Here is a 15,121-nt window from a genome sequence, read left to right on the forward strand (position 1 = left end):
GCAAAGAGGCTGTTGCTTAACGAACTTTACAGTTCGTTTAGCAACAGCCCCTTCACTTTCATTGCAGTTAACGAGCATTCAGTCTAGAATAAAATTCATCATGCTTCGATGCATCAGGTAGATTAGCGAGACGTGGTTCTTTACCTTGTGGCTTTTTCACTTGCTCGTAGTAGCTGGAATGTCTTGATTTACTGGTCCATTTGTCAGAAAGTAGGAAAACAATGAGAGCAGCAAGAGCAACTATGCCCATAATCCATTGAAATAACATAAAAATGACACCTCCACTATCATTTTATGGCCTAAAGCCAGAATGTCAAGAGTGCAAAATCAACCATTCACCGAAAATTACATACCGTTGAAGGATTTTTTGCTGACAATAAGCTTGCGGTCACTTATACTAAGTTCAAACACTCCTCTACCCTTTTCCACCCGGGCAATAGCCCATTCCCCCATCCAGAAAGATGAGGGGTTTTTTTTATTTCAAACTTATTGGGCACTCGCTACCCTTTCCCAATGGACCTCAATACGATCTCCCGGTATAAGGGGAGTAGTAAACTCAGCCTCCTGATTGTTTCTTTTTAAAGAGAGGCGAGCGTTAGAGGGGACATCTTGGGATATAGTGACATAGGGTAATAATTCCGAAAGCAAAGGCATGGTATCATATCCCTCAACCATGAGCTCCATACCTTCTACTACTTTGTCCAGTTCGGAGAGAGTTTTGCCTCGAGAGAGCACACGGAAAATTTGGGGCGGATAGTGAACTTCTTTCCCATTAACGTAAAACACCATGGGAGTGGGCTTAAGCTGCAAATCTCTGATATAGATTTTCTTTACCAGGATAAGAACATCATCCCCGTCTTTAATCACTTGCTCAAGATCAGCTTTTTGCTGATTAATGCAAAACTCTTTCTGAATGGGGATAATCATGTCTTCACCGTTTATTTTGAACCGGATTTCAGATAAACTATACCGTTTGTCGTTTAAAAAATGCAGCAGATCCTTGAGGGTTTGATTTTTGAACACTGTGATTTTTGCTCCATCAGGAACATCTCCGTCCATTGTTACAGGATGCCCATTACAAAAAATTTGAGCGGTAAAAACAATGGGTTCTCCATTCACTTTGATTTTCTTTTCCGGAACTGCCGGTATCAAATCTGCAAAGGCAGCCTTGGCATTTTCCCCATCCTTTGCCGGTAGGAATTGAATCCTATCACCCGGTTTTAATTCATGATCCAATTTCACTTCCTGCTCGTTCAGAAAAAACTGAGCAGGTTTACTGAATTGTCCTTTGCTGACTTTGATTTCTCCGTTCAGCTCAATGGTTAAGGCCGAACCTGGCCTGCCCACAAGAAGTCTTGGGGTAATTCCAGCCGCCAGCAAAGCATCAGATACTGTAGCTAATTGCAACTCAAAAATCTGCACAGGGATATGATTGACGAAAACGGAAAAGTACTGCAACCCTTCCCCTTCTATGGTAGAAATGCCGATTCCTATAGGGGTGATGGCATCCGGTCCTTTAAGGGATTTTTCACCCGATACTCCTTGGATTCGCTCACGAACCTGAACCCCTACTCTGTTCCTGGGCAATTCAAGAAGATCGGACAAAGCCTCTACTAATAGAGGGGTGAGACTTCCCCCCCCGATAAGAATAATTGCATGGGGATTTCCTTGATTCAAGCGCAGGATTTCATCCGCTAGTTTTTGCGCCAATTCAAAGACGACCGGTTGGATTTGCTCCAAAACCTCTTCCTTATCCACCGCCGTTTTCGTTCCCAGAAAGTCCGTAAAGGTCACTTTGGCCTTTCCCCTTAAGCCGCGTTTGATCTTTTCCCCCGTCTGAAAGTCCACCAGGAAATGTTGGCAAATTCTCTCCGTAATTTCATCCCCAGCCATGGGCACCATGCCATAGGCAAAAAAGGAACCGGACTTGGTTAAAGCTATATCTGAGGTTCCTGCTCCCACATCCACCAGAGCAAGATTCATACGCCGCATATCCGGTGGTATAGCAGCTCTTCCTGCCGCGATTGGCTCTAAAGTCAACTCTCTCATTTCCAGACCCACTTTAGAGATCACCCTGGTTAAGCCATCAATAACCGTTCGGGGTAAGAATGTTGCAATAACCCTAACTTGAGCTTCTTTTCCTCTTTGGCCGATGAGACTTGAAAGATTTTGTCCTTCTAAGAAGGATTCTATGACACTGTATCCGACACAATGGTATGGGATGATTTCATCTTCGGATGAGATCTCTCGTAACGCTTGTTGAACAGCTTCCATCTCCAAAGCGAAAACATCTTCTCGTTCCCAAACTACGGGCATGAGCTCGGACTTCTGAACAGAGGCCACAGCTGTCTTCAAAGCCCGACCAGCTGCCGCCACCGATACATAGTGTAATTTATCTTTAATCTTCTCTTCAAGCTCCTCCTTGACCCGTTGCACCGCTCGAGCGACTTCTTCAATGTCATGAATCTGTCCGTCATACATCGCTCGCTGACGATGCTCTGTTTGAGCTCTGGCAACAATTTGATAACCCTCTGGAGCCTTTTCCATAATGAGACCCATTACCAAACGTGTCCCTATATCCAATGCAAATACTTGTTCCACGTCGATCACCTCAAAGGCAAGAATTCTACCTGTACTCCCCTATTTCCTCTATGATCCCTATGATTTCTTTTATATGGCCAATTGATTCGCCAAATCATAAAGGCCTTTATTGAAGGGTCTACGTTCACCATAAGCCACTTCCAAAGGCAGAGACAGGATTTCCTGATTGACACAAGCTGTCATACGATCCGTTTCCCCGGCACAGAGTATTTCTACTGCTTTCGCACCCATTTGCGAGGCCAGGACCACATCGAGGGCACTCGGATTGCCTCCTCTTTGAATATGTCCCAAGATGGTGACCCGAGTTTCGAAGCCTGTCCTCCGCCGTAGTTCTTCCCCTAGATTCCAGGCACTTGTGGCACCCTCTGCTACCATAATGATACTGTGATGCTTTCCTCGTTGGTGACCACGTTCCAATTTTGCTACAATATCATCAATATCCGGTTGGATTTCCGGCACAAGGATGGATTCTGCACCGCAGGCTACGCCGGATTGCAGAGCGATGTTCCCGCAATCCCGTCCCATGACTTCCACTAAGAAAGTTCGATCATGGGAAGTTGCCGTATCCCGAATTTTACTGACCGCTTGAACCACATTATTCACAGCAGTATCAAATCCTATGGTTAAATCCGTCCCGGTAATATCGTTATCAATGGTACCCGGTATACCGACGATAGGTATTCCTTGAGCAGACAGGGTCTGTGCTCCCCGAAAAGAACCGTCTCCCCCTATAACAATAAGGGCATCGATCTCACGATAACGCAATTGAGCCGCGGCATTTTTTTGTCCCTCAGGAGTGGTCATTTCTTGGGAACGAGCGGTCATGAGCATGGTACCCCCTCTATGAATGATATCCGCTACAGCTCCTAAATTCATGGCTATAAATTCTCCATGAATTAGGCCTTCATACCCTTTGCGAATCCCAAAAACCTCGAGTCCATGATAAATTCCCTTGCGGACCACTGACCGAATGGCTGCATTCATTCCCGGTGCATCGCCTCCACTGGTGAGAACAGCGATCCTCTTGATTATACGGCTCATCGTTTATCCTCCTCATCCTTTTAATTTACGTCCTCCCGGGAATTAAAATACTTCAATAGCGACTCAAGCTTTTCCTTTAGCTCAGGACTCTTCTTTATCCCTTCCTGAAATTGCTGATAGGATTTCATAATACTGCTGTGGGATTTATTCAAGAATGTACCGATTTCCGGATAGGAAAGCCGACTAAGGCTACGCATCACATAAATAGCTAACTGTCGGGCTTGGCGAACCTCTGAAGTTCGGGTGGTACCATAGATATCTTCTGCTGCAATCCCGGTTAACTCGGCAGCTTTCTGAACAATATTTTGTGGAGAAGGACGAAGTTTCTCTTTGTGCCTGCGTTCCTGGAGATAGAAGGATAAAGCATCACGGTCAAGAGCACTGTCCGATCTATTGGCAAATTCTATGAAGCCATTCATAAGACTTTGTGCTTCTGGAAAATTTGCAACTTCCTCAGCCATTAATTCTAAAACCAAATCCTCCACAATTAAGAATTTACGATAAGCCATAAGCCGTAGGTAGTTCAGCCTATCCTCCGGAGTGGGCTGGAAAATAGGAACGGCTAAGCCCCCAAGTAATCGCGAGCTGAGTTTATCACCGAGAAATTCCAATTGGGAAGGCTCCCCGCGAAAACCACAGATGATACGACTATTCCCTTGAAAAAGAGCTTCATAAGTGTGATAGAACTCTTCAATGCTGTGAGTCTTTCCTTTTAACATTTCAATATGATCCAGTATTAACAATGTAGGGGTACGGAGCCGAAGGCGAAATCGCGATAGGGTTCCTTCTTGTGCAGCAAAAGCATAATTCTTAACAAAATCTTGAGCATTTATATAAAGGATAGGTTTTTTATTCTTTAACCGTTTGTAGCATTTCAAGAGGAGCGTTGATTTACCGACCCCTGCCGGACCGTAAATCAATGTAGAAAAAAAGGCCTCCTCCGGTTCATAGACCTTAAGTGTCTGTTCTGCCATACGGTTAAATTCTGATGAAAGCCACATCATTCCCCCTCCTTTTGCACTGAATGGATTTACCCTGCTGCAATAAGATAATTAACCAGAAGGAAAAAGAGGGGTATTCCCTCTCTTTTCCACGCCATTCTTATGGTTTTTCCCTTTAGACAAACTCCACCGTAACCTTCTTCATCTGTTGGTCTTCTACAGGTTTATCCCGATAGTCCCGCTTGACATTGGCAATTCGATCCACTTCCTCAATTCCCTCAATGATACGACCAAATGAAGCATATTGACCATCTAAGTGGGGGGAGTCAGCGTGCATAAGGAAAAACTGAGACCCGGCTGAATTGGGATTGGCGGTACGTGCCATGGAAATAACTCCCCGATCATGCTTTAGTTCGTTGCGGAAGCCATTGGATGTAAATTCTCCTTTGATGCTATAACCGCATCCGCCCATACCATTGCCCTGGGGGTCTCCTCCTTGAATCATAAAGCCCGGAATAACCCGATGGAAGATGATTCCGTCATAAAAGCCTTTTTCAACTAAAGAAACAAAATTCTTCACTGTCTCAGGCGCAACATCGGGGTAAAGCTCAACTTTAATTGTGTTGCCGCTTTCCATTTCAATAGTTACTACCGGTTTCTTTTCATTTAAATCTTGTTCACTCACTGCGCATCCTCCTTGTAAAACAATTCCCTCCTGATTATAACCATTTTTCGCCTCATTTACCACTTCTACATTTTGCATGGAGAATAATTTGACATTCGCACTATTTTCAAGTACACTTTCTTATTGAAACACTATATCAATAAGGGAGGAACCTATGTATACGTTCAGCAATCGTCTAAATTGGATGAAGATAATCCTGGCAGTTTCCCTTGCCTTATTTATAACTGGATGCACCGCAGAAAAGCCCGTCAGCACCATGAATCAAAAGGTCGTCATTACCAGTATCTCCCCTCTGGCCGATCTGATCAGAAACGTCGGTGGAGATAGTATCCAAGTGATCAGTTTGGTTCCTACAGGGAGTGATCCCCATACTTACGAGCCTACTCCCGACGCAGTGCGCCAGGTGTCCATGGGAAAACTGTTCTTTGCCAATGGTGTCGGTCAAGAAGCCTATTTGGAAAAGCTCATCGCTAATTCTCAGAATAAGGATCTACGCACTGTGATTTTGTCCGACGGATTAGAAATACTGGGAAACGAAGGCCATAAAGACAACCATGATGAAGAAGCCGAGCATCACGAAGATGAGGCCCATATAGAAGGAAATGGTCATGACCATTCCCAAGGCAACCCCCACCTTTGGTTGGATGTAAAAAATGCGCAACATTATGTTGAGAGTATTCGTGATGCCTTGATTGAGGCCTATCCACAGGATCAAGAGCTCTTTAAAGCCAATGCAGAAAACTATCTTCAAGAACTGGAAGCTTTAGATCAATGGATAGCGAAAGAAATTCAAACTATTCCCCCAGAGAACCGGAATTTAATTGTCTATCATGATGCCTGGAGGTATTATACAGAACGGTATGGGCTTACCGTCCTTCGACCGGTAGTTCGTGGAGATGAGTCTGAACCTTCGGCAAAGGATTATGCTCAGCTTATCGAACTGATTAAGGAGTATAAGATCAAAGCTATTTTTGGCGAAGTGGGTTTTAATACCAAGCTTATTCTCCAATTGGCCCAGGAAACCGGGATTAAGATGGTGGATGATCTGTACAATGATACCCTTGGGGTTACACCGGAAACCGACAGCTATATCGAAATCATGAAGCACAATACCAAGGCTATTGTCTCAGCACTTGAATAAGCATTCCGTCTGAGTCACTACATCATACCTATAAGGAAGAAGGATATTTAATGTTAGCCGTTGAGTTTGATTCATTTTCCTATACACTTCCCCAGCGGGACATTCTGTGGGATATTAATCTGCGCATTCCTTGCGGTTCCTGCGTTGGAATCATTGGCCCCAATGGCTCCGGAAAATCCACCCTGATGAAAAGTATTGTGGGCTTAAATCAAAGCACAAAGGGAAGCGTTAAGGTCTTTGGGCAGCCACCGACACAAGAATGGCGCCGTAAAATGCAGTTAGGTTATGTTCCACAACTGAAAACCATGGATAAAGATTTTCCTATTTCGGTCTACGAAGTGGTTCTTTTAGGCCGGACTGGTCGATTAGGTTGGTTTAAACGTCCCCGATCTGAAGATCATGGTCTGGTGGAACAGGCTTTAAAAAAAGTCAATATGTTGAATCTTAAAGATCGCCCTATTGGCCAGCTTTCCGGAGGCCAACAGCAACGAGTTCTGATTGCTAGAGCCCTGGCCACGGAATCTCGTCTATTACTATTGGACGAGCCAGCTACAGGGTTAGATATTCCTTCTCAACAAAGTATTTTTCGCCTGATCGAGGATCTCCACGGGGATGGGATAACTATCCTTACCACCACCCATGATTTAGCAGCATTGAAGTATCATCATTTTGATTTGATTCTCTGCCTTAATCAAACGGTTATCGCCTTTGGTCCTCCAGAAGAGGTTTTGGTTCCTCATATTCTGGAGCGTACTTTCATGGGAAGCCAGGGAGGAGTCATTCCGTATGCATCTACTTACTGATCCCTTGCAATATGCTTTTATGCAGCGGGCCCTCATTGGTACCATTGCTGTGGCAGTGCTCACCGCTGTGGTGGGGACTTTTGTGATCTTAAGACGTCTGGCCTTTATCGGGGAAGGTTTAGCTCATGGTTCTTTAGCAGGATTAGCCATTGGCTATCTCCTGGATTGGAATTTGTATATTGCCGGCAATATCTATACCATAGGCCTTGCCCTCCTTATTGGTGTACTCCATGAGAAAGCCAAAGTCAGTTTAGATACAGCCATCGGTATTCTCTTTTCCACTTCCATGGCTTTAGGGGTAGCATTAATTAGCTCCTTAAAATTCTATTCAACTAATTTAACCGGCTATCTTTTCGGTTCAGTATTATCCATCGGTTCTTTTGACTTGGTTATCATCGTTAGTTCAACATGCGTGATTCTTTTCATTCTTACGATATTCTACAAAGAGTTCGTTTATTATGCCTTTGATCCGGAAATGGCAGAAGTGGCGGGATTACCTCGTGCTCGCTTGCATTATGCCATGTTGGCTATGATAGCTGTGACCGTGGTGGTGGCATCTCAAACCGTTGGCATAATTCTTGTCACAGCACTGCTGACCATTCCTGCCGCGTCGGCTTTTCAATGGACTCATTCCCTGAAAAAATTAGTACTTCTCTCTGTATGTTTTGGATTAATCAGCGCCATCCTTGGCCTTTATCTCTCCTATTATTTAAATGTGGCTTCCGGGGCCAGTATCGCTCTGACAGCAGCCGCAATCTTTCTGCTGAGCTTTCTCTGTTCTCCCAAACGAGTCAGTCTGCGTCGCAGCTTTGGCCGAGTCAAAACCTCTGAGAAAGGATGAACAAAAATGGAGTACAATGAGATCATCCAACTCATTCAAGAAAAGGGATATCGCCTTACCGACCCTCGTAAAAAAGTCGTCAGCATATTGACCACCCATTCTGAATTTTTGGGTGCCTACGATATTCATAATCTTCTTCAGCAGGAAAATATTAATATTGGTGTCGCATCCATCTATCGAGTGCTGAGTTTGCTAAAAAGCTTAGGTCTGCTAAAATCCGAAGAATTCAGCGTAGGCGGCGAAAAATATCGTCTGGAAAGTTCGGACTCTCATCACCATCATTCCCACCAGTTGATCTGCTCCCAATGCGGCCGTACTGAAGAATGGATAGGGGATTGCCCCATCTCCAACATCGCAGAAAAACTTGAGCAAGACAGCGGATATCAAATCGAGGAGCATTGGCTCAGATTTTTTGGAGTATGTCCGTTTTGCCGCAAAGAATAGAATCCATTTATCGTCTATTTCTCCGATTGCGCTTAAAAAGAAAATACCCTATACCTGCTAAGATAAGCACACCGATGACTATATCCATGCGGTGGAATAATGGCTTTAATGAATTCCAGTTAGCGCCGAGTTTTTCTCCGACGATGATTAGGAACATGCACCAAGGCAATGCTCCTAATACTGTATAGATAGCCATTTTTGCAGCATTCATTTTTGCTATACCGGCAGGCAGGGATATGAAGGTTCGTATAATAGGCAGCATACGTCCCACTAAGACGGTGATTTCCCCATGCTTGCTAAATAATCTCTCAGTCCACTGGAGCTCCTTTTCTTTCATAAAAAAATAATGTCCATAGCGTTGAATGAAAGGCCTTCCTCCTCGAACGCCCACATAATACGCTACGATACCCCCAAAAAGATTGCCTAAGGTAGCTGCTAAAGTGGCTGTCCAAAAATCAAAATGACCCAAATACACCATATATCCTGTGAAAGGGAGAATAATTTCACTGGGTAAAGGGATACAGGCGCTTTCGATGGCCATCGCCAAAAACACTCCAAAATAGCCCAAACTGGAGATCAATTCGACCACGAATTCTCCCAGAAGGCTTAGCAATTGTTCTAACAAGGGTTCTCCTCCTATCTCCATAGCTAACTTGAAAAAGGTCCGAAGGTTAAGTCTCCAGGATTTTGCTTTACACCGTTCGCTCCATAAGCTAAGCGGACAAAACTAACGCTCAAAGCCTTCGCTCCGAAAGGTGCACCTGCGCCGCTAAGTAGTCTCAGTGGTATGGCGGCTTGGGCGAAACCCTCACCCGGGTTTCGTGGCTAAATCGGCTCCTCGAAAGCACTGCTTTCGCACTTGTTCTCATAGCCGGTTGGAAACGTCCTGTTTCCAACCTTTCTCCGCTGTTTGCTTTTCGCGAAGTTTTGTTTCCGCTCGCTTAAATTCGCTCTCTTCTGTAAAGCAAAATCCTTAGGCTGCTTTTCGGGTCTGTGCGTGCATGCAGGGCTTTGTGAAATAAGTTACGCGATCCGAGCGGCTTTTTCCGTCTTTACCGACGCCGCTTGAGCGGCATGGTCGGCTGCTCTGGGAACGGCCCTGAAGGTGACCCCCCCCCAAAATGTCCACAAGAGTTCCAAAAGCAGTGCTAAAGAGGACCCGTGAGCGTAGCTTTACGTACAAAAGCGGACGGATTTCACTGTGTATAAGGCAGCTAAGGCTTCTGCTTCGCTTCACTCACCATAAGCCAAGCTTTCTTTAAGCGGAAGGGCGGCTAGGTCAACGAAGCTTTCTTAACTTAGACGAGCCACTGGTTAACATTCAGAAAACAGCGGGGTTTGGCTCGTCTGTTAAGAAAGCGAGTTTGACCAGCCCTGGAGCTATGGAGTACGTGTTGTGCGTAAAGCTACACAACCCGGACGACGCTGTTCATACCCTTTCATACCTTGTCCATCCTGAACTCTTGCCATACCCTTCCGGGAAATTGTGTTGCTCGTGCATTCGAAAAGAATCTTTTTGCCATCCACCACAGTTTCCAGATAAACACCTTTTCCCCATAATGTTTGTATTAACTGCAAGGTTTTTTCCAGATAAACAAGATCCAAATCCACCCCCTCATGCCCATGAACAAGATATAGCCCACCTTTCCCCTCGTAATCCCCATCCATGACTAAAATACGTGGATGACCTCCATGGATCAATTGTTTAACGAGGTTATCACGTACCTTTTCCCATGCTGTATCCGTAACTTGCCAGTGGGCACCTACTTTACGATAATTAAAGAGGTTGAGGTCCTCAACCAGTTCTTGATTGAGATAATTACGCACAAAGGAGATATCATTCTCCATCTCCCGTATTTCAAACAATGTTTCCCAATCATAACGCCCGGCAAGATGATCCCATATCTTAACACCAAGATAATAGGGATTCAGCTGCAGTCTTGAAGGCTGTACGACTTGACTATGCATTACTGCAAAATCCACCGCTTCTGCAGCAGTGAGGTTCAGTTCTCGCATGATTCGTGAATGCCAAAAGGTGGCCCACCCTTCATTGATGATTTTTGTTTCGATTTGAGGGTAGAAATATAGAGATTCTTCACGGATCATGCTCAGAATATCTCGTTGCCAATCTTCAAGGCTGGAAGAATAGGTCATCAAATAAAGCATCAGATCTTCATCCGGTAATTTTTCCTCGATTTCGTTATCAGGTTTTTGATCCCAAAGGTCTGTGTATTCAGTTCGGTGGACGGATATTTTCTTTTCCGCTCCATCTTTCTTGTTAGAGTTGCAGGTGGGGCCTTTTTTTTTGCCTAAATGAGCTCTAAAGTCCACATGCTCTTGAATGGATAATACTGCATCCAGGTTTTTTTCCACCTTATCCCGGCCATGCTCTAATTCATAATCCCGAATGCGCTGTGCATGAGCTTCCATGCGTAACACCATGTCTTGGGGGGTTCGGCGGAAATAGCGGTTATTTTTAAAAAAATCCACATGGGCATAGACGTGACCTATGACCAGCTTGTTCTGAATTAAGCGATTCCCTTCTAACAAAAAAGCATAAGATGGATTCGAGTTGATGACGAGCTCGTAGATTCGGGTGAGATTCAAATCATACTGCATTTTCATGCGATAGAAGGCTTTACCAAAGCTCCAATGAGTGAAGCGCACCGGCATCCCATATGCCCCGAAAGAATAAATTGCTTCCGCTGGACAGACCTCAAAATGCACTGGGTAAAAGTCAAGCCCCAGGCATCTGGCCACATTGGCAATCTCTCGAGCATGATAGCTAAGTTCTGTCACCTCATAGTCCATAGACACCTCTCCTGACTCTTTGTTATCTGCTTTGAAAAAGACCTGCTCTGCAAAAGCCCTGCTCTGCAAAAGCCCGGAAGCTGATTCTAGAGCGTTGTGCATAAAGCTACCCGAGTAAAATTTTTCATCTTCTGCCGGCGCCAACAGGGCTAAGAAAATACTGTTTTTAAAGCTTCATAGACCTCTTGACGATCACGTATCGTTACTAAGCGGAGCTTAGGATCGGTTATACGTTTTAGAGTCGACATCAACGTACTGGAGTAATGGGTTCTTAGAATCTCTCCATATCCAACAACCTGACTCACGTCCACAAGCTTTTGCATAAGATTCAAGGACCGGGCGTTGTCTGAACCAATATTATCGCCATCTGTAAAATGAACCGGATAAATATTATAGTGGGCAGGAGGATAATCTCGCTGGATGATTTCTAAAGCCAGTTGATATACGGATGAACAGCGGGTTCCACCGCTTTCTCCCCGGGTAAAAAATTCCTCTTCCGTGACTTCTTTCGCTTCGGTATGGTGAGCCAGAAAGCGCATTTCTACATTTTCGTATTTTTCCCTCAAGAAACGCACCATCCAGAAGAAGAAGGTCCGAGATATATACTTTTCAAACTGTCCCATGGAACCTGAGGTATCCATCATGGCAAGAATGACTGCATTTGTTTCAAAGTTAGGGTGGGTTTCCCAAGTTTTAAAGCGCAGATCCTCGGGAATGATTTTGAGATCGTTACCCTTGCCGGCTAATGCCTGCCGCTTGATACTTTCTATAAGAGTACGTTTTTTATCAATATTAGCCATGAGACCTTTCTTGCGAATATCTTTAAATTCCGGTTTATCTTGGGCAATCAAGGGACGCTTTTTATCATCCAGATTGGGAAGCTGCAATTCCTCAAAAAGGATGGCTGCCAGATCCTCATAAGTGACTTCAGCCTCATAGATATCCATACCCGGCTCATCTCCGGCACCCGGATCTTTTCCTGCCCCCTGTTTACGCTGGCTTTCCCGAGCAAGGATATCACCATTCTTCATCTTTTTGTTTCCTTGACCGGTGTGATTCTTTTTGTTGTAATCAAAGCGAAATCGAAATTCTTCTAAGGAACGCATGGGGACTTTCATAGCCTTTTTTCCATCACTGAGAATGATACTCTCATCAACAATTAAATCTCCCAACTGCTTCTTTATGGCCTCTTGGACTTTCTCTTTGTGCCGATTTTGATCCAGATAACCTTTGCGATGGAGACTCCAGTCTTCCCGGCTGACAATAATATCGTCACTCATGGTTCATCCTCCCTTAACGATTGAGGAGGGAGCCGACATATTTTACAATTTCATTGGCACAAATAGGGCAGTACCCATGAAGCTGAATCAGACGATCCGTTACTTCGTTAATGCGGCGTAACTGTTCTTGGTCCGGGTGAGATACTGAAGTCGTCACCTTAATCACATCTTTAAGATCAGCAAATAATTTCTTTTCGATGGCCTCTCTCAATCGCTCATGTGAGGTGTATTGAAAGGTCTTATTTTTACGCGCATAAATGGAGATGCGGATAAGTATTTCTTCCCGAAAAGCCTTCTTGGCATTTTCCGACACCCCTATCTGTTCTTCGATACTGCGCATAAGTTGCTCGTCGGGCTCTAATTCCTCACCTGTAATAGGGTCGTAGAGTTTGCTGGAGTTACAATAGGCTTCTACATTATCCAGATAGTTATTAAGTAAGGACTTTGCAGATTCTTCATAAGCATAAACAAAGGCTTTTTGGACCTCTTTTTTTGCCACTTCATCATATTCCTTGCGAGCTACAGCTATAAGATTGACCAGGTTTTCTCTTTCCTCTTTCGTAATGGAAGTATGCTGAGAAAGACCATCCTTAAGTGCTCGCAAAATGTCCAAGGCATTAATACAGGTTTTGTGATCGCGGATGAGGGCTGTCGAGATACGATTGATAACATAACGAGGATCAACACCGCTCATCCCTTCCCCCTGCTCTTCACCCTCAGTCATGATATCTTTAATATCCTTCTGATTAAAACCTTCCACATCTTCCCCATCATAGAGGCGCATTTTCTTGACCAGATCCATTCCTTGCTTTTTGGAGGGTTTTAGCCGGGAGATGATACTGAAGGCTGAAGCGGTCCAAAGGCTGTGGGGCGCTAAGTGAATTCCCTGGAGATCGCTTTGTTGAATAAGTTTTTCATAGATTTTAACTTCTGAGCTGATCTTCAGGTTATAGGGGACTGGAACAACGATGATACGAGATTGGAGTGCCTCGTTCTTTTTATTGGCTACAAAGGACTTGTACTCGTTTTCGTTGGTATGAGCGATGATTAATTCGTCGGCGGATATTAAAGCAAATCGCCCTGCTTTAAAATTCCCTTCTTGAGATAGGCTCAAGAGGTTCCAGAGAAATTTTTCATCGCTTTTCAGCATTTCCTGGAATTCCATAAGCCCTCTATTGGCTTTGTTCAATTCGCCGTCAAAGCGATAAGCTCTGGGATCCGATTCCGAACCGTATTCCGTGATGGTGGAGAAGTCGATGCTCCCTGTCAAATCAGCGATGTCCTGGGACTTAGGGTCAGAGGGAGTGAAGGTCCCAATTCCTACCCGCTGTTCCTCGGAGAAAACGATCCTCTTTACCGGAACATCCTCCACGCGCCCCTGGAACTCTTCTTCGACTCTTAGGCGGCAGACTGGACAAAGATTTCCTTCAATGCGGATTCCGTACTTTTGTTCGAATTCTTCCCGCAAAACCTGGGGAAGCAAATGGAGAGGATCCTCATGCATAGGGCAGCCATCAATAGCATAAACTGCCCCTTCATCCGTACGGGTATAGTCTTCCAAGCCCTTTTTCAGCAGGGTTACAATGGTTGACTTCCCTCCACTGACGGGTCCCATCAACAGAAGAATCCTCTTCCTGACATCCAGTCGTTTAGCCGCTGAATGAAAATACTCTTCCACCAATCGCTCCAAGGTTTTCTCCATGCCAAAGAGCTCTTTATTAAAGAATGCGTAATTTTTATGATCATGTTCTTCTTTAATTCCTGCTTTACGAATCATCTCATAGATCCGTGCATGAGCGTGCATGGCAAGATTGGGGTTCTCTACAATCTTTAGCAGATACTCTGCAAAGGTTCCATTCCATACTAAGGCAGCTTCTTTATCCCTGTAATTTTTAAGCCATTGTATTACTTCCATTGTAGCCCTCCTTTTCGCTATACTTATACCTTACAAGGCTTAATCTAAATATATGCCTCGATCAAAAAGAAGAGACATTAGTTTTCTTTTCACTTTGTGAATACTTAGCGACGCCATAATAAATTCAATGCTCGGCAAATGCCACGAAGGCGCTGCCGAACTACAAAATAAAAAACGCCTGCAGCTTTTCAGCTTCACAAGCGTTATCATAAACCTTTTAATTACAAGAGACTTTATCATGCTATTGTAATCTTGTTAGATCCTTAGCGTCATAAGCATATTCTCCGGTTAAGACATCAAGTTGAACCACGAAATATTCGCCGTATTCATCTTTTTCCAGACGTACTACGGTTCCCATTTTCGAATTATAGGTTAACACGCGGTCGCCACGTTTAAACTTTGGTAAGCGATCCGGGATGCCCGTCTTTGTGGATTCATATCTTGCTACATACATTTGACTTACACCTCCGTTTTATGTGAAAGTAATTTCTTGCTCTTATTCTAGCATACTTTTTTTTTAAAAGCTAGTAATAATTGCAGGGAATTTTCGCAAATTTTAAAATAGTTTATCCTTTCTAATTATTTACCATTGTTCTAAGCCTTGGTATTCTCTTGAGC

The 15,121-nt window shown here is 44.3% G+C and carries 14 protein-coding genes; 4 read left to right on the forward strand and 10 right to left on the reverse strand.

The features are described from left to right. Positions 1-67 precede the first annotated feature (67 nt). From DESDE_RS11945 to DESDE_RS11965, 5 genes are all read right to left on the reverse strand, one after another. Positions 68-268, reverse strand: coding sequence for a hypothetical protein (locus tag DESDE_RS11945; protein ID WP_014794276.1), 201 nt, complete (start codon positions 266-268; stop codon positions 68-70). A 218-nt stretch (positions 269-486) separates the two neighbouring features. Next, entirely contained in the window at positions 487-2,601 is a 2,115-nt protein-coding gene (locus DESDE_RS11950; RefSeq protein WP_014794277.1) for a cell division FtsA domain-containing protein, read from the reverse strand. A gap of 69 nt (positions 2,602-2,670) precedes the next feature. Continuing rightward, positions 2,671-3,642, reverse strand: coding sequence for a 6-phosphofructokinase (gene pfkA / locus DESDE_RS11955; RefSeq protein ID WP_014794278.1), 972 nt, complete (start codon positions 3,640-3,642; stop codon positions 2,671-2,673). Between the two features lie 20 nt (positions 3,643-3,662). After that, positions 3,663-4,643, reverse strand: coding sequence for a DnaA/Hda family protein (locus DESDE_RS11960; RefSeq protein ID WP_014794279.1), 981 nt, complete (start codon positions 4,641-4,643; stop codon positions 3,663-3,665). Between the two features lie 115 nt (positions 4,644-4,758). Next, positions 4,759-5,268, reverse strand: a complete 510-nt coding sequence (locus DESDE_RS11965; RefSeq protein ID WP_083838565.1) for a peptidylprolyl isomerase — start codon at positions 5,266-5,268, stop codon at positions 4,759-4,761. Between the two features lie 154 nt (positions 5,269-5,422). On the opposite strand from DESDE_RS11965, the gene DESDE_RS11970 reads away from it, so the two are divergent. From DESDE_RS11970 to DESDE_RS11985, 4 genes are read left to right on the forward strand one after another with little or no spacing between them, the layout of a single operon-like run. Next, complete coding sequence (locus DESDE_RS11970) at positions 5,423-6,409, forward strand: metal ABC transporter substrate-binding protein (RefSeq protein WP_014794281.1); 987 nt, start codon at positions 5,423-5,425, stop codon at positions 6,407-6,409. Positions 6,410-6,459: 50 nt separating this feature from the next. Continuing rightward, positions 6,460-7,212, forward strand: a complete 753-nt coding sequence (locus tag DESDE_RS11975; RefSeq protein ID WP_014794282.1) for a metal ABC transporter ATP-binding protein — start codon at positions 6,460-6,462, stop codon at positions 7,210-7,212. Beyond that, the gene (locus tag DESDE_RS11980; RefSeq protein ID WP_014794283.1) at positions 7,196-8,053 is read left to right on the forward strand and encodes a metal ABC transporter permease; all 858 of its coding nucleotides are present in this window, start codon (positions 7,196-7,198) and stop codon (positions 8,051-8,053) included. Before DESDE_RS11975 ends, DESDE_RS11980 begins: the two co-directional genes overlap by 17 nt. Positions 8,054-8,059: 6 nt before the next feature. Further along, on the forward strand, positions 8,060-8,497 hold the full coding sequence (locus tag DESDE_RS11985; RefSeq protein WP_014794284.1) for a Fur family transcriptional regulator: 438 nt from the start codon (positions 8,060-8,062) through the stop codon (positions 8,495-8,497). A gap of 7 nt (positions 8,498-8,504) precedes the next feature. Here the strand turns inward: DESDE_RS11985 and DESDE_RS11990 are convergent, their stop codons facing one another. The 5 genes from DESDE_RS11990 to DESDE_RS12010 form a co-directional block, all read right to left on the reverse strand. Then, positions 8,505-9,122 carry a DedA family protein gene (locus DESDE_RS11990; RefSeq protein ID WP_014794285.1) on the reverse strand — a complete coding sequence of 206 codons (618 nt, stop codon included), beginning with the start codon at positions 9,120-9,122 and terminating at the stop codon, positions 8,505-8,507. A gap of 755 nt (positions 9,123-9,877) precedes the next feature. Continuing rightward, positions 9,878-11,308, reverse strand: a complete 1,431-nt coding sequence (locus tag DESDE_RS11995; protein ID WP_014794286.1) for a SpoVR family protein — start codon at positions 11,306-11,308, stop codon at positions 9,878-9,880. 149 nt (positions 11,309-11,457) lie between these two features. Beyond that, positions 11,458-12,588: a sporulation protein YhbH gene (gene yhbH, locus DESDE_RS12000; RefSeq protein WP_014794287.1), complete on the reverse strand. Its 1,131-nt coding sequence runs from the start codon at positions 12,586-12,588 to the stop codon at positions 11,458-11,460. A 13-nt stretch (positions 12,589-12,601) separates the two neighbouring features. After that, positions 12,602-14,503 carry a PrkA family serine protein kinase gene (locus tag DESDE_RS12005; RefSeq protein ID WP_014794288.1) on the reverse strand — a complete coding sequence of 634 codons (1,902 nt, stop codon included), beginning with the start codon at positions 14,501-14,503 and terminating at the stop codon, positions 12,602-12,604. Positions 14,504-14,744: 241 nt separating this feature from the next. Beyond that, a complete protein-coding gene (locus DESDE_RS12010) occupies positions 14,745-14,957 on the reverse strand; it encodes a hypothetical protein (RefSeq protein WP_014794289.1) in 213 nt (70 codons plus the stop codon). Positions 14,958-15,121: the final 164 nt, after the last annotated feature.

It is taken from the genome of Desulfitobacterium dehalogenans ATCC 51507 (assembly GCF_000243155.2).
In the GTDB taxonomy this organism is placed as follows: domain Bacteria; phylum Bacillota; class Desulfitobacteriia; order Desulfitobacteriales; family Desulfitobacteriaceae; genus Desulfitobacterium; species Desulfitobacterium dehalogenans.

Coding starts and splice junctions, on each gene's coding strand:
- DESDE_RS11945 (WP_014794276.1), bottom strand. CDS start 268: ATGTTATTTCAATGGATTATGGGCATAGTTGCTCTTGCTGCTCTCATT.
- pfkA (WP_014794278.1), bottom strand. CDS start 3,642: ATGAGCCGTATAATCAAGAGGATCGCTGTTCTCACCAGTGGAGGCGAT.
- DESDE_RS11960 (WP_014794279.1), bottom strand. CDS start 4,643: ATGTGGCTTTCATCAGAATTTAACCGTATGGCAGAACAGACACTTAAG.
- DESDE_RS11970 (WP_014794281.1), top strand. CDS start 5,423: ATGTATACGTTCAGCAATCGTCTAAATTGGATGAAGATAATCCTGGCA.
- DESDE_RS11975 (WP_014794282.1), top strand. CDS start 6,460: ATGTTAGCCGTTGAGTTTGATTCATTTTCCTATACACTTCCCCAGCGG.
- DESDE_RS11980 (WP_014794283.1), top strand. CDS start 7,196: ATGCATCTACTTACTGATCCCTTGCAATATGCTTTTATGCAGCGGGCC.
- DESDE_RS11985 (WP_014794284.1), top strand. CDS start 8,060: ATGGAGTACAATGAGATCATCCAACTCATTCAAGAAAAGGGATATCGC.
- DESDE_RS11995 (WP_014794286.1), bottom strand. CDS start 11,308: ATGGACTATGAGGTGACAGAACTTAGCTATCATGCTCGAGAGATTGCC.
- yhbH (WP_014794287.1), bottom strand. CDS start 12,588: ATGAGTGACGATATTATTGTCAGCCGGGAAGACTGGAGTCTCCATCGC.
- DESDE_RS12005 (WP_014794288.1), bottom strand. CDS start 14,503: ATGGAAGTAATACAATGGCTTAAAAATTACAGGGATAAAGAAGCTGCC.
- DESDE_RS12010 (WP_014794289.1), bottom strand. CDS start 14,957: ATGTATGTAGCAAGATATGAATCCACAAAGACGGGCATCCCGGATCGC.